This window comes from Marinobacterium rhizophilum DSM 18822 (genome assembly GCF_000378045.1).
Taxonomy (GTDB): domain Bacteria; phylum Pseudomonadota; class Gammaproteobacteria; order Pseudomonadales; family Balneatricaceae; genus Marinobacterium_A; species Marinobacterium_A rhizophilum.
Map to the genome: position 1 here is coordinate 268,173 of NZ_KB899090.1, position 14,073 is coordinate 282,245.

General features: G+C 61.3%; 14 protein-coding genes. 9 read left to right on the forward strand and 5 right to left on the reverse strand.

The features are described 5' to 3' along the window. Positions 1 to 117: 117 nt before the first annotated feature. From F451_RS24635 to F451_RS0103150, 8 genes are all read left to right on the forward strand, one after another. The gene (locus F451_RS24635; protein WP_020679892.1) at positions 118 to 2,391 is read left to right on the forward strand and encodes a mechanosensitive ion channel family protein; all 2,274 of its coding nucleotides are present in this window, start codon (positions 118 to 120) and stop codon (positions 2,389 to 2,391) included. Positions 2,392 to 2,487: 96 nt separating this feature from the next. Continuing rightward, positions 2,488 to 3,666 carry a glycosyltransferase family protein gene (locus F451_RS0103120; protein ID WP_020679893.1) on the forward strand — a complete coding sequence of 393 codons (1,179 nt, stop codon included), beginning with the start codon at positions 2,488 to 2,490 and terminating at the stop codon, positions 3,664 to 3,666. Further along, positions 3,663 to 4,829, forward strand: coding sequence for a glycosyltransferase family protein (locus F451_RS0103125; protein WP_020679894.1), 1,167 nt, complete (start codon positions 3,663 to 3,665; stop codon positions 4,827 to 4,829). Before F451_RS0103120 ends, F451_RS0103125 begins: the two co-directional genes overlap by 4 nt. Continuing rightward, complete coding sequence (locus tag F451_RS24640; RefSeq protein WP_020679895.1) at positions 4,826 to 5,569, forward strand: polysaccharide deacetylase family protein; 744 nt, start codon at positions 4,826 to 4,828, stop codon at positions 5,567 to 5,569. The genes F451_RS0103125 and F451_RS24640 overlap by 4 nt, the downstream gene beginning before the upstream one ends. 30 nt (positions 5,570 to 5,599) lie before the next feature. Beyond that, positions 5,600 to 6,886: a glycosyltransferase family 4 protein gene (locus F451_RS0103135; protein WP_020679896.1), complete on the forward strand. Its 1,287-nt coding sequence runs from the start codon at positions 5,600 to 5,602 to the stop codon at positions 6,884 to 6,886. Between the two features lie 7 nt (positions 6,887 to 6,893). Then, positions 6,894 to 8,018, forward strand: coding sequence for a glycosyltransferase family 4 protein (locus tag F451_RS0103140; protein WP_020679897.1), 1,125 nt, complete (start codon positions 6,894 to 6,896; stop codon positions 8,016 to 8,018). Positions 8,019 to 8,086: 68 nt separating this feature from the next. Then, the gene (locus F451_RS0103145; protein ID WP_020679898.1) at positions 8,087 to 8,692 is read left to right on the forward strand and encodes a histidine phosphatase family protein; all 606 of its coding nucleotides are present in this window, start codon (positions 8,087 to 8,089) and stop codon (positions 8,690 to 8,692) included. A gap of 111 nt (positions 8,693 to 8,803) precedes the next feature. Beyond that, entirely contained in the window at positions 8,804 to 9,172 is a 369-nt protein-coding gene (locus F451_RS0103150; protein WP_020679899.1) for a hypothetical protein, read from the forward strand. A gap of 71 nt (positions 9,173 to 9,243) precedes the next feature. Here the strand turns inward: F451_RS0103150 and F451_RS0103155 are convergent, their stop codons facing one another. Continuing rightward, a complete protein-coding gene (locus F451_RS0103155) occupies positions 9,244 to 9,723 on the reverse strand; it encodes a 3'-5' exonuclease (protein ID WP_020679900.1) in 480 nt (159 codons plus the stop codon). Further along, entirely contained in the window at positions 9,723 to 10,628 is a 906-nt protein-coding gene (locus F451_RS0103160; protein ID WP_020679901.1) for a class I SAM-dependent methyltransferase, read from the reverse strand. The genes F451_RS0103155 and F451_RS0103160 overlap by 1 nt, the downstream gene beginning before the upstream one ends. Positions 10,629 to 10,782: 154 nt before the next feature. Here F451_RS0103160 and htpX point away from each other — a divergent pair, with 154 nt between their 5' ends. After that, positions 10,783 to 11,670: a protease HtpX gene (htpX, locus tag F451_RS0103165; protein WP_020679902.1), complete on the forward strand. Its 888-nt coding sequence runs from the start codon at positions 10,783 to 10,785 to the stop codon at positions 11,668 to 11,670. A 77-nt stretch (positions 11,671 to 11,747) separates the two neighbouring features. On the opposite strand, the gene F451_RS0103170 is transcribed toward htpX, so the two are convergent. From F451_RS0103170 to F451_RS0103180, 3 genes are all read right to left on the reverse strand, one after another. Next, on the reverse strand, positions 11,748 to 11,948 hold the full coding sequence (locus F451_RS0103170) for a hypothetical protein (protein WP_020679903.1): 201 nt from the start codon (positions 11,946 to 11,948) through the stop codon (positions 11,748 to 11,750). Positions 11,949 to 12,050: 102 nt separating this feature from the next. Continuing rightward, complete coding sequence (locus F451_RS0103175) at positions 12,051 to 13,163, reverse strand: ATP-NAD kinase family protein (RefSeq protein ID WP_020679904.1); 1,113 nt, start codon at positions 13,161 to 13,163, stop codon at positions 12,051 to 12,053. Between the two features lie 171 nt (positions 13,164 to 13,334). After that, entirely contained in the window at positions 13,335 to 14,036 is a 702-nt protein-coding gene (locus F451_RS0103180) for a flagellar brake protein (RefSeq protein WP_020679905.1), read from the reverse strand. Positions 14,037 to 14,073: the final 37 nt, after the last annotated feature.

Sequence of the window (14,073 nt, forward strand, 5' to 3'; positions counted from 1 at the left end):
TGCCGGCACCAAAAACGCCGTGATCCCCGCGCCAGAGACTGACCCGCGCCCCATTCTCTGGCATGCTTGCAATACCCCGAGTGTCGACTCTTCAGAACAATAAGGCTGGAACCCACCATGACCCGACTTCTCTGGCGCAACCTGCTACTCACGTCCCTGCTGCTGGCGTTCAGCGCCCTGGGCCTGGCGGCGACGGCGACTGAAGAACAGGCGCGGCTCAGCAGTACCGGCAAAGTTGCGCAGATGAGCGACGGCGAAGTGCGCCAGATGCTGATTGACCAGCTCGAGCAGCAAAGCATTGCCCGCAGACCCAACCCCTACGACGTGCTGCAAAGCATGCCGGCGCCGACCAACGATTTCGAAAGCCGTCTTACGCTGCTGCAACAAAGCCTGCACCGCTGGCCACAGCAGCAACAGCATTTCTGGGATTCGCTGACCGATCAGCGCGGCTGGGACGGCTTCAGCGACCTGATGATAGCCTTTGCGCTGATGCTCCTGTCGGGGCTGGCAGCCGAAGGCCTGCTGGGCTGGAAGCTCAGGCGCATGTCCGCCGACATTTCATGCCAGGTGTGCCAGGACCTGTCCACCAGCGTGGGCTATCTGCTGCTGCAGTCCGCACTGAACCTGGTGCGCCTTGGCGCCTTTGTGCTCGGCGCACTCGCGCTGCCGGTGCTGGCCTACGACCCCGGCACCGGCTTGCGTCCGACACTGATGGCCCTGCTGATTGCAGTCAGCATCATCCGCCTGGTCAGTATCCTGTCGCGCTCGCTGTTTGCACCCTATGCCCGCGGTATCCGCCCATTTCGAATGGAGTGCGAAAAGGCCCAGGACATGCACCACTGGGTCATTGGTTTCGCCATCACCTATGTCATCGTTCAAAATGGCCTGGCGCTGGTCTACCATCACGGCATTGAACCCATTCTGTCGGCCATTACCGTCCCGCTGGGCGGGCTGCTGCTGAATTTAATCGCCATCGCCTTCGTCTGGTATCACCGCCACACCATCACCCGACTGTTTGCCGATCCCGAAGCAGATCAGGCCTCTTCCATGCGCCAGACACTGCGCCAGAACTGGCCAATGCTCGCCACGATCTGGCTGATGCTGCTCTGGTGTATCTGGAGCTACCACGTTTTTATCGGCAATTATGAAACCGCCCACAGCGTAGAGCCTGTATGGTGGCTGACACTGGGCTTTATCCTCATCGACCGGCTGCTGCATGCCCTGCTCTCCCGCATGTGCCAGTTTTCATGGCTCCAAAGCCATACCTTCGAACAGCGCTCGCGCAGCTTTATTCGCATCATTCAGAACGGCAGCCGCCTGATCCTGCTGGGCGTAACCCTGTTCTTCCTCAGTGAAACCTTTGGCTTTTCATCCATGTCGATGCTGGAGGAAACCCTGGTACAACGCAGCCTCAGCGTTGCCATCGACATCATGGTAATCCTGTTGCTGGCCTACACCTGCTGGCAGGTGATTCAGTCCGCCATTGAACGGCGCCTGCCCGAACCCCAGGAGAATGACGCCATCGCCAATCTTGAAGGCGAAGGTGGCGCCGAGGGCGCTTCCAGAGCTGAAACCCTGCTGCCACTGGTGCGCAGCTTCACCTCCGTGATTCTGGTCATCGTGGTGGCATTGATGGCACTGAGCGTCACCGGCATTGAGATCGGCCCCCTGCTCGCCGGGGCCGGCGTAGTAGGTATCGCCATCGGGTTCGGTGCCCAGAAGCTGGTGCAGGACATACTGTCCGGCATCTTCTTCCTGCTGGATGATGCCTTTCGCCGCGGCGAGTACATCGAGGCCGCAGGCCTGCGCGGCACCGTCGAGCAGATCTCACTGCGCTCCATGCGCCTGCGTCACCACCTCGGCGCAGTCCAGACCATCCCCTACAGCGAGATCGCCACGGTCAAGAACCTGTCACGGGACTGGGTCACCATGAAGCTCGAGTTCCGCCTGCCCTACGACACTGATATCGAGCAGGTACGCAAGATCATTAAAAAAGTGGGTCAGGAAATGCTCAACGACGCCGAAATGGGCCCACAGATACTGCTGCCACTCAAGTCCCAGGGTGTCATGCGGGTCGAGGAATCAGCACTGATCTTTCGCATGAAATTCACCTGCAAACCCGGCGAGCAGTGGATCATTCGCCGCGAAGCCTACCGTCGGGTGAAAGACGCACTGGAAGCCAACGGCATTCGCTTCGCCCACCGTTCGGTTCATGTCCTGCTGCCCGACAACCTGCCCCCCGCGCAGACATCCGACCAGGAAGATGCCACACACCTGAGTATCGTCGGCGCCGCAGCCGCCCAGGCGGCCACGCATCCTGACCTGTTGCGCAGTAATCGGATCGACGACGACCACGGCAAAAATCCCTATGAAGATGATGGATCTGCCTGAGCCAGGTCATAGCCGCGCCGGTCATGGCTATACAAGCCCTGAGCCGGTGCATTACTATGGCCGCCAGAAATGGACGCAGTTGCATAAGGCAATAGTTTGAAAAACCGTCGCTTGCTGATCTACAGCCACGATTCCTTCGGTCTCGGCCACCTGCGCCGCTGCCGTGCACTGGCCCATGCCATGGTGGATGCCTACAAGGGGCTCTCGGTGCTGATCATGACCGGATCGCCCATCATCGGCCGCTTCGACTTCAAGGCCCGGGTTGATTTTGTCCGCATCCCCGGCGTGATCAAACTCCACAATGGCGACTATACCTCCCTGGCGCTGCATATCGACCTGGCCGATACCCTGGCGCTGCGCGAAAGCATTATCCTGAACACGACCAAGGCCTTCGCCCCGGACATATTCCTGGTCGACAAGGAACCGTTGGGGCTGAAGGGCGAAGTGCATGCCACGCTGGAAATGCTCAAGGACACGCCGACCCGGACCATTCTGGGCCTGCGCGACGTCATGGACGCGCCAGACCTGCTGGCCGCCGAGTGGCACACCAAGGGCGTTTTTGGCGAACTGGAGCGCCTGTATGACGAACTCTGGGTATATGGCCCCCGCGCCATGGGCAACCCGCTGCGCGGCCTGCCAATCGATGCGGACACCCTGGCGGGGATGCGCTACACCGGCTATCTGCGCCGCGAAATCCCCGAGTTCGCCAACACCGTCGACTATACAGCCCCCGAACCGCCCTACATCCTGGTGACACCCGGCGGCGGAGGCGACGGTATCGAGATGACTGACTGGGTACTGCGGGCCTACGAATCCGGTGCGCAACTGCCCTGGCGGGCGCTGTTTGTGCTTGGCCCCTTTATGCCCCAGGCGGAACGCCAGCAGTTTCTGCAGCGCGCCGAGACACTGAAAAACGTGGACATGATCACCTTCGATGCGCAGCTGGAGCGGCTCATGGCCAACGCCAGTGCCGTCGTCGCCATGGGCGGTTATAACACCTTCTGCGAAATCCTCTCCCTCAATCGCCCGGCGCTGATCCTGCCCCGCAGCTTTCCTCGCAAGGAGCAGCTGATCCGGGCACAGAATGCCGCCGCCCTGAACCTGATCAGCATGGTGGATGCCGACGGCGATCGCACCACCGCCGAGATGGTGCAAGCCCTGCAGCAGCTACCGTTGCAGCCACCCCCAAACGTCGTCGACAAGGCCGAGTGGCTTGGTGGGCTTGATAGCGTCACTGAACGCATAGGCGAGCTGTTCGGCCAGGTGCCGCAATGAGCCCGCCGAACACCACACCCGCGCGCGTACTGTTTTATGTGCAGCATCTTCTGGGTGTCGGCCATTTGCGCCGCGCAGCCCTGCTCTGCGAAGGCCTGGTCGAGGCGGGCCTTGACGTGCAGATGGTGCTTGGTGGCGACCCAGTCCCCTCGATCACCTTTCCGGGCGCCCGGTGCCACTACCTGAGCGCCATACGAGCACAGGATGCGAACTTTAACACCCTGGTGGACGCGTCAGGCAACCCGCTCAGCGATACGATGCGCCACAGCCGCCGGGACCAGCTGCTGGCGCTGGCGGCCCAGATTCGGCCCGATGCCATTATTACCGAGCTGTATCCCTTCGGTCGGCGCCAGATGCGGTTCGAACTGCGCCCGCTACTCGACTGGGCACGACAGCAAACGCCGCGCCCGCAGCTCGTGTGCTCGCTGCGCGATATCGTGCAACAGCGCAGCCCGGAGCGGGAGCTGGAAACACTGCAGCTGATCGAGACATATTACAGCCGGGTCTGGGCCCATGGCGATCCGCGCTTCGCACCCCTGGATGCCAGCTACCGGCTGACGCCCCGGCTCGCTCAGCGGTTGCACTACACCGGCTACATTGCCCCTGCGGCGCCCGGGCCAAAACCACGGCACGGCGTCATCGTCTCGGCCGGTGGCGGGGCCGTCGGCCTGCGCCTGCTGGAGGCCGCCATTGAGGCACAGCGTACCGGCCTGCTGCCGAAGCGCCCCTGGACCCTGATCGCGGGCCCCAACCTGCCCCAGACGGATTTCGACCGGCTGCAGCACTCATTGCACGGGCCCGAGCTGCAGCTGATTCGTTTTTGTGACGACTTCGTCAGCCGCCTGGCAGGCGCCGAGCTGTCCATCTCCCAGGCCGGCTACAACACGGTCATGGACCTGCTGGTCAGCCAGGTGCCGGCGGTCGTTGTACCTTACATTGGCAGTGGCGAAACCGAACAAATCAGCCGCGCAGAGCAGCTGGCCGGCGCCGGGCGCGTCAGCATCGCCAACGAAACGGACCTCTGCGCACAGAGCCTCAGCCGTGCCGCACTCAAGGCACTGCAGCAGAGCAACAGCACACAGGAGCCACCCAGGCTGCGCCTTGATGGCGCTCGCGACGCCGCCGCCGACCTGCTCGGACTGCTGCAAGGTCCGCGCGCATGACACCCTGGCAACGACTTCAGCAGGAACTGGAACGCTGGCCTGAGCCCGCGACCTTCTGGTGGCGCGACGACGATGCAGTCGCGCCCAGCGCCGCCCTCGATCAGCTCATCGACATCACCCAGCGTCAGGATATCGACCTGTGTCTTGCCGTGATTCCAGCCCTGTGCACATCGGCACTCGCCCAACGCCTGGCGGCGGAGCCCCGTATCTGGGTACTGCAGCACGGCTACGACCACCGGCCCTACGCCGCCCCTGGAGAGCGCAAGCGTGAGCTGGGCGGCCCACGGCCACGGGCTGAAATCCTGCACCAGCTGCAGCTCGGCCGGGCGCGCCTGACACAGCAATTTGGCGCCCAGGCACTGGATATACTGGTCCCGCCCTGGAACCGCATCGATACCGACCTGCTCCCCCTGCTGCCAGCGCTGGGCTATCGGCGCCTGTCCGTACTGGGGCCTCGGGAGACTGAACCTGTGGGCCCTGCGCAGATCAATGTACATATCGACATTATCGACTGGCGCGCACGCCGCTTCGCCGGTACCGAGCAGGTGCTGAACCGCATTATCGCCAACCTGGAAGCGCGCAGGCTCGGCCAGGTCGATGCGAGCGAACCCTGCGGCCTGATGACGCATCACCTGGATCATGACCAGGAATGCTGGGCGTTCCTTGAGCAACTGACCCGCACATTATCGGCAACGCAACTGGTCAGCTGGATCGAAGGACCCCGCCTGCTGACGGTCTGACCCCTGATCACGGCCCTGAAGGAGTACAATTTGAGCCGACAGATTACCCTCGTGCTGAAAGGCTACCCACGCCTGTCGGAAACCTTTATCGCCCAGGAAATACGCGCACTGGAGCAGCGGGGCCTGCATATTACCCTGGCATCACTGCGCCACCCGACCGACAAGGCCACTCACCCGATACACGACGAGATCCAGGCGCCGGTGCTCTACCTTCCCGAATACCTGCACCAGGAACCCTTGCGCGTACTCAAGGGGTGGTGGAAAGCCCGCCGCCTGCCTGGATACCGCACCTGCCTGCAGCACTGGTGGCAGGACCTCAAGCGCGATTGCAGCCGCAACCGCGTGCGCCGGCTGGGCCAGGCCATGGTGCTGGCGGCAGAACTGCCACCGGGCACCGAGCAGCTCTACGCCCATTTTCTGCATACACCCGCCTCGGTAACGCGCTATTGCGCCCTGCTGACCGGACTGCCCTGGAGCGCATCGGCCCACGCCAAGGACATCTGGACCAGCGAACCCTGGGAGCTGCGCGAAAAACTCGCCGAGCTCTCCTGGCTCGCCACCTGCACCGGCGCCAATCACGACTACCTGCAGAGCCTTGCCGCTGACCCTTCCAGGGTACACCTGGTCTATCACGGGCTGGATTTTCGGCGCTTTTCGGCCCCGCCCAGCATGCCCCAGTCGCGTGACGCCCGCCAGGCACAGGACCCGGTACGGCTGATATCGGTGGGTCGCGCCGTCGCCAAGAAAGGCTACGACGACCTGCTCAACGCACTGGCAGCACTGCCGGCTGAATGCGCCTGGCAGCTGACCCATATCGGTGGCGGTCCCCTGCTCGGCGGACTCAAGCAGCAGGCACAGGCACTGGGCATAGACCAGCGTATCCAGTGGCTCGGCGCCCTGCCGCAAAAACAGGTACTGGAAAGCTACCGCACCTCGGATCTCTTCGTACTGGCCAGCAAGATCGTCGATGATGGCGATCGCGACGGCCTGCCCAACGTGTTGATGGAAGCCCAGAGTCAGGGATTGTGCTGCCTGAGCACCAGCATTTCCGGCATCCCCGAGCTGATTGAGCACCAGCGCACCGGCTGGCTGGTGGAGCCCGGCGATGCAACGGGGCTGACAGCGGCACTGCAACGCCTTCTGCACGACCCTGCGCTGCGCACCACCCTGGGCCAGGCCGGCCAGCAGCGCGTACAGCGGGTCTTCGATGTTGAACGCGGCATTGATCAGCTGGCCGAACTGTTTGACCTGCCGGCGCCGGCCGGCGAAACAGCAGTCAACTCCACCGCCGCCCGGCACTGTCACTGCGAGCACTGAACGCCTCATGTCCGCGCCTGTCGCCTTCTATGCCCCCCTCAAGGCCCCGAGCCACCCCAACCCGTCGGGTGACCGACTGCTGGCCCGGTTACTGATGGACGCACTGAGCGAGGCGGGTTTTGATGTGCGCCTGGCCAGCACACTGCGCAGCCGTGATGCCCGCGGCGATGCCGCGCGCCAGGCGCGCATGGCGCAACTCGGCGAGCGGCTGGCAACACGGCTGATCCGCCATTGGCAACGCCTGCAATGGCAGCCCAGACTCTGGTTTACCTATCACCTGTACTACAAGGCACCCGACTGGGTTGGCCCCGTCGTGTGCCGCCGGCTCGGTATTCCCTATGTCTGTGCCGAAGCCTCCTGGGCCGCAAGCCGCGCCAGCGGCCCCTGGGCTCTGTCGCACCGCAGCGTCGGCGACGCGCTGCACCTGGCACAGCGCATCTTTACCTTTAACCCCACCGATATCGAGGGTGTCAGGTCCTGCCTTGGTCCGGGCGCGCCCATTGTCAGCCTGGCACCCTTTATTGATCTCGCCACCCAGCCCGCGACGGGCGCAGACAAACCTTCTCTCGCCCGACGCTGGCGCCTGACTGCCAACAAGCCCTGGCTGATCAGCGTCGCCATGATGCGCCCCGGCGACAAGCTGGCGTCGTACCGCGTACTGGCGGCCAGTCTTGAACAGCTGCGCAGCGACTGCCAACTGCTGATTATCGGTGACGGTAGCGCCCGGGAGGAAATCAGGGCCGCCTTTGGACAGGATCCGCGTGTGCGGTTTTTGGGCCAGCTCGCGCCGATCGAACTGACACCCCTGTTGCAGGCAGCAGACCTGATGGTCTGGCCGGCGGTCAACGAAGCCTTCGGCATGGCACTGCTGGAAGCCCAGGCCCAGGGCCTGCCGGTCATTGCCGGCAACGAACGGGGGGTTGCCGCCGTCGTGCATCACAACCAGACCGGCCAGCTGGTACCCGCCCGGGACCCGGACGCTCTCGCCCACGCCGTGGACCAGGCGCTGGCACGGCCGGTACAGCGCCAGCAGTGGCGCGAGGCGAGCCTGGTACAGGTTTACCAGCAGCATTCACTCCAGGCCGCAGCCTCGGTATTACGCAATCAACTGGAACCCTTAATCCATGCCTGAGGTGCCAACCCCATGCAGACGGCGCAAGCGCCAGAGACACCTGCGCGCGCACAGGGAGTTTCTGCCCCATGCTTGAACTGATTTGCCTGCGCCACGGCCCCACCGAATGGAACCGACAGAAACGGATCCAGGGGCAGCATGATGAGCCGCTACGGCCAGAAAGCCGGCATCAACTGCTGACCCTCGAGGTGCCCGAGAGCCTTGCGGACATCAACTGGTATAGCAGCCCACTTGTCCGCGCACTGGAAACAGCACAGCTGCTGGGGCTGGACGCACGCCAGGCGCCTGCGCTGATCGAAATGGACTGGGGCGACTGGGAAGGTCAACGCATAACGGATCTGCGACGGAGTGACCCGAATGGCATGAATGCGATGGAATCAATGGGGCTGGACCTGTGCCCGCCAGGCGGAGAGTCGCCGCGCCAGGTACAACAACGTCTCAGCGACTGGGCAGAATCACTGCGACTACAGGGAATCAAGCGCGCCGGCGCCGTGTGCCACAAGGGTGTGATACGGGCACTGCTCGCCAACGCCTGCCAATGGGACATGCGCGCCAAGGCGCCGGTCAAGCTGGATTACAGCTGCCTGCAGTGCTTTGCATGGGATGGGCGGCGCTGGCACCTGCGACAGGCAAACGTGCCACTGGAACCACGCCAATGCCGCAGAAATAGCTGACTTGTTGCAAAAAAACCAATTCTTTCAACAACCTGCTAAGCTGTCACACAGCTATAATCAAATTGTCTTATTGTCGTTCACAGTCGAAAAACACGCAGAGGTTCGTCAGTCATGTTTATCAAGATCAACAAGAACAGCGGCATCTACATGGAACACAATGGGCTGGAAAAGCAGCGCCTAGTTCCCGTCAGCTCCAACTTCCTGATCAACCTGAATCACGTCGCTGAAGTATCGTTTTACTCCATCAAGGAATCCAAGACCCGTTACGACCTGGAAAACCACCCCTTTACGGTGCAGCCAAATACCCGGGTTATTCATTTGCAGATGAGTTACCTGTATGCCACATACAAGGAAACAATCCAGGGCAGCAAGGGTCGCCTGGTGGATCGCGGCTACTACAAGCTGTACTTCATGCCAGAGGAAACCGGTCAGTACGATGCTATCCGCAGCCAGATCGAAGCGCTGACGCTAAACACCTGAGGCGACGGAAACACCCATCAGCACTGGCGGGCCTTAACCCCGCCAATGCTGTGCTATCCCAGGGTAATGACTCAGGAAGCCTGAAAGGCGTAATCAAGCGCCTTGATCAAATCTGCCACATCATCCAGCGCGCGGTGGTTACGCTCCTGAGACTCCATGGCACTGACAAATCGCTTACGCTGATGGGCGTCTAGCAGCACCTCCAGCCCCTCAATGAGGAATAAGCGGCGCATCTGCGCCGCATCATACAGTCGCCGCAACCAGAAATAATCGAACTCCAGCGCATCGCAATAAACGGTCTTGCCTTCCAGCGCCTTGTTCAGCCGCCAGCAGGCCGCCGCGGCACTGATGCCCTTAGCATGCAACTCTTCGCGAGAGAGGCCATGTACGCCCTGCGCAACCTCATCCCAGTGCGTCCAGTTGGGCACGGTCTGCGGATCAATCAGAAAACTATCCTGCGCACCGCTCCCCGCATCACGCCAGGCCACTTCAATCGGGTACGAACGCGGACTCAGCCCGCTGGCCTCAAAATCAAGGCAGATAATGTCCATCAGGCCTCACGCTCAAATAGCAATACCTTGAGAGCCCGTTCAGGCTCCTGCTCGGGAAAGTCGTCGGGGTTAGCCAGCCGCTCACGCAAGGCGAACTGCGGGCACTCTTCGGCCATGAGCGCACGGATAAAACCGGTGTCATGCAGGGGATCATTATGGCACGCCAGTATGCGACTGCCGGTCTGTGTCAGTTCAGGCAATCGACGCACCACCTTGCGATAGTCCCGCTCGGCGATAAAACTCCCCGGCTGAAAGCTCGGCGGATCCACCAACACCAGGTCATAGGGGCCAAGCTTGCGCAGCTTACCCCAGGACTTGAGCAGGTCATGACCCAGATAGCGCACATCGCGCTGATCCTGCTCATTGAGCTGATGATTTTCGCGCCCCCGCGCCAGCGCACCGCGGCTCATGTCCAGATTCACCACCGAGGCCGCACCGCCCGCCATGGCGGCTACCGAAAACGCACAGCTATAGGCAAACAGGTTGAGCACCCGGGCATCCCTTGCATGCTCGCGAACCCAGCGGCGCCCCTCGCGCATATCCAGAAATAACCCGCTGTTCTGATTCTGCAGTGGCGATACCCAGTATTTCAGGCCCAGCTCGATGGCCGCCAGGCGCTCCGGTACCTCGCCCCAGACGATCTCGTTATGCGTTTCACGGCCACGACCGCGGGACTGTACCACCAGAGCCTCGATCGCGGGCACTGTACGCAAAGCCGTACAAAGACGCTCACACCAGGCAGCGTCCACCTCTGCATAGAGCCGCACCACGGCAACCGGGGCGAACCAGTCAATCACCAGGTGCTCCAGGCCAGGGTAACAGTGACCACGACCATGAAACAGCCGGCGCGTTTCGCCCGCCGCCAACTGCAGTTGTTGCGTGACCGTCTCGATCAGCGCTTCCATCCCCTACCCCGGCCGCTTCGGCTACTGTAAAAGCGCGGCATTATAGCCGCCGTGGCGCATCACAACCAGACGATTATTTATTACCTAAGGCATTGAAACTTTTGCGGCCAGACCACATCTTATCGACTACCACCCAACCAGGTAGACATACAACATGATGCGGATTGTCCTGTTTCTAGCCACCAACATCGCTGTGCTGATCGTTGCCAGCATTACGCTAAACCTGCTGGGGGTCGAGCACTACCTCAGCGGCACCGGACTTGATCTCGGTTCGCTGCTGGCATTCTGCGCCGTGTTTGGTTTCGCCGGATCCCTGATATCACTGCTGCTGTCCAAGACCATGGCCAAGATGTCCACCGGCACCCAGATCATTACCCAGCCACGCACCGAGGCAGAACGCTGGCTGCTGGACACCGTTGCAGAACTGTCGGACAAGGCCGGCATCAAGATGCCAGAGGTCGGCATTTTCCCCGCCCAGCAGGCAAACGCCTTTGCCACCGGATGGAACCGAAATGCCGCCCTGGTGGCCGTCAGCCAGGGTCTGCTGGAGCGCTTTCGCAAAGAAGAAACGCGCGCCGTACTGGCCCACGAGATCGGTCATGTCGCCAACGGCGACATGGTGACACTGGCCCTGATACAGGGCGTGGTAAACACCTTCGTCATGTTCTTTGCCCGTATTGCAGCCTATGCAGTGGATTCGTTCCTGCGTCGTGATGGCGATGACTCGCGCCCGGGAATTGGCTTCTACATCACGACCTTTGTATTCGAAATCCTGTTTGGCATAGTTGCATCGATAATCGTGGCCTGGTTCTCGCGCCGACGCGAATACCGTGCCGACGAATCAGGAGCATCGCTGGCAAGCCCCCATGCCATGATCGGCGCGCTGCAGCGGTTGAAGGCTGAATATGGCATGCCCGACCAGCTCCAGGGCCAGCTCACCGCCTTCGGCATCAGCAGCCACATCAAACAGGGATTCATGGAACTGTTTTCTTCCCACCCTCCGCTGGACGATCGTATCGCCGCATTACAGAACCAGCGCTGATTTAATTCGGCGCAACTGACAACTTCCAGATACAAAAACGGGCGCCCAGGGCGCCCGTTTTTCGTTCAACAATACGATCAGCTACTCTCGTCAAGCACACAAAAAGACAGACAAGTGCTGAACAGCGCCACCGCCATGATAAGTGGTGGCTGCGCCAGCCAGAGCATAAAGAACCCTGACAATATCCAGATATTGCGCACCAGCCCCAGGCGCGAGCGTACTTTGTATCCATCCAGCCCAAGACATTGCAATACAAATCCGAACAGACCGGGAAACATGAGCACCTCCAGAGCAATAGAACGATGGCCGCCGACTCACCGGCACACGCACGGCATGCCCGACAACCGCTCTTTCACATTCCCTTCAGGTTAGAAGCCTGCTCAGTAATCCGCCACCCTATAAAGCACCGCATCATGATAACCGGTGGTGATACGTACCAGTCCGGCGAAGTCGCGATCCAGCTCGGGGTCCCCGCTATCGACAATCAGGGGCCTTCCGTCCAATGCCTTGAGCTTGGTTTTGGATGCCAGCAGATGAATATTTTCCCGCCCGATACGACGCAGCAACGCAGGACTCAACTGCTGGTTGCCGCGTCCGATGATATGTCCCTGACCGCCAATGACCGTAATCACCAGGCGACTCGCATGGCCCTCAGTCAACGCCAGCAGCTGATCGGCCGTACAGTCACTGGCAATCAGTCTGCCATCCTCGATGACATCCACACCCAGCAGGGTATTGGGTAACCCAAGTTCATCCATCACCGCCTGCACTGTCGTGCCTGAGCCCATCACATAACGAACTCCCGGCAACATGGCTTCGACCATATCGGCAGCGATATCCGCCAACACCAGCTCCTCAACCTCGCGCGCACCATTTTTCACATGCTGCAAATAACGGTGTTCCTGTGGCACCAGCAGCTCGCCGTAATACTTGGCACGCACCCGCCCCTGTCGAAAAGCTTCTTCGTCGATATCCCGCACTTCCTGATCTGCCAGCGTTACCAGCTCACCACGCACCAGCATGGCAACAATTTCACCGGCAGCACGGGGCGTAACGGCATAGACACCGGAATGAATTTTTACCCCGGCGGGCACCCCCAAAACCGGTACCCGATCAGACAATACATTGCAGATATTGCGTGCCGTGCCATCTCCACCGGCAAACAGAATCAGATCAACCCCAGCCGATGCCAGCTCCCGCGCTGCACGTTCAGTATCCTCGGGCCCCGTATGGCCGCTGTCGATCTGCCCCAGAACCCGGGGTTCAAAACCTGCGCGGCGCGCCACATCTGCACCCATTTCGGCCGGCCAGGTCAGGATCTCGACATCCAGCCCCTGCAGCGGCAATAACGCCTGCAGCGCGCGCTCCCCGGCACGCGGCTGCGCACCCATCTCCAGCGCAAGGCGCGCAGTTTCAGCGCCATCGCTGCCCTTGAGCGCCACACTGCCTCCCAGGCCCGCCAACGGATTGACGATCAGTCCAAGTCGAAACACGCGACCTCCAGCATTCGATAAAAGATACGGCACGCAGTGCCCAAGCCATTAATCCGACAACCAGACAGCCTGCCTGTACGTTATGGGCAGGAATTTTCTCCCTGCTGGCACGGTCATCACCACTTGCCCCTGCAGCAACATACTCCCGGCACTATAACGGCCAGCCTCAGGCTACAGCACCGCCTCGATATGGCCGGTTTCGAGCAGCATTTGCTGATAGACGAAGCCTGCAAGCATTACCCGACTGTCCTCTTCCAACTCCAGAAACTCCACCCCATAGCGAAAGCCCGCCGCCAGCGCCTGCTGATTCCTGATCTGCACAGGTACCAACAGGACCTGATCGATACCGGCCAGCGCCAGACGCATGGTCACAAACAGCCGGTCGCCGGGCTGACCGATCAGGCCCAGGGTCTCCACGCAGGCTCCCTGAAGGCTGATATCGGTACACAGGGCAGAACAGGGCAACCCTGCTTGCACCGCCGAACTGTCTTCCTGAGCATCCAGCGCAATTTTCAGCCGTACCGGCACCCGGGTACAGTTGCGGATGCGGCGCACCTCGACAGCCTTCGGATACTCAAGATGCCAGTACGCAAAGGGCTGCGCCTGTACCCGCAGCAGCCGGCTGGTAAAGGCACAGATGCGATTGCCCGCCATCAATCTCACGGTGACGGACGAGCCCGCATTGACACTGGCCGCCAAAGCACCGGCACTCGGCGCTGCAATCAGCACGCTGCCACCGACCCTGTAACCAATGAGCTCGGACACAAAGCGGCTGCGCGGCGCACGACTTTCAACCCTAAGGCGCTCGCCTGGCAACGGGTTTAATTGCGCCAGATCGAGAGCTTCAGCCCCCTGTTCCAATGAGTTCTGCATTAAGGTTCCGGCATGGTCATGACGTGTTAAAAGCGCG

Excerpts from the sequence above, each read along its gene's own strand:
- F451_RS24635 (WP_020679892.1), top strand. The coding sequence starts at position 118 with ATGACCCGACTTCTCTGGCGCAACCTGCTACTCACGTCCCTGCTGCTG.
- F451_RS0103125 (WP_020679894.1), top strand. The coding sequence starts at position 3,663 with ATGAGCCCGCCGAACACCACACCCGCGCGCGTACTGTTTTATGTGCAG.
- F451_RS24640 (WP_020679895.1), top strand. The coding sequence starts at position 4,826 with ATGACACCCTGGCAACGACTTCAGCAGGAACTGGAACGCTGGCCTGAG.
- F451_RS0103140 (WP_020679897.1), top strand. The coding sequence starts at position 6,894 with ATGTCCGCGCCTGTCGCCTTCTATGCCCCCCTCAAGGCCCCGAGCCAC.
- F451_RS0103145 (WP_020679898.1), top strand. The coding sequence starts at position 8,087 with ATGCTTGAACTGATTTGCCTGCGCCACGGCCCCACCGAATGGAACCGA.
- F451_RS0103150 (WP_020679899.1), top strand. The coding sequence starts at position 8,804 with ATGTTTATCAAGATCAACAAGAACAGCGGCATCTACATGGAACACAAT.
- F451_RS0103155 (WP_020679900.1), bottom strand. The coding sequence starts at position 9,723 with ATGGACATTATCTGCCTTGATTTTGAGGCCAGCGGGCTGAGTCCGCGT.
- F451_RS0103160 (WP_020679901.1), bottom strand. The coding sequence starts at position 10,628 with ATGGAAGCGCTGATCGAGACGGTCACGCAACAACTGCAGTTGGCGGCG.
- htpX (WP_020679902.1), top strand. The coding sequence starts at position 10,783 with ATGATGCGGATTGTCCTGTTTCTAGCCACCAACATCGCTGTGCTGATC.
- F451_RS0103170 (WP_020679903.1), bottom strand. The coding sequence starts at position 11,948 with ATGTTTCCCGGTCTGTTCGGATTTGTATTGCAATGTCTTGGGCTGGAT.
- F451_RS0103180 (WP_020679905.1), bottom strand. The coding sequence starts at position 14,036 with ATGCAGAACTCATTGGAACAGGGGGCTGAAGCTCTCGATCTGGCGCAA.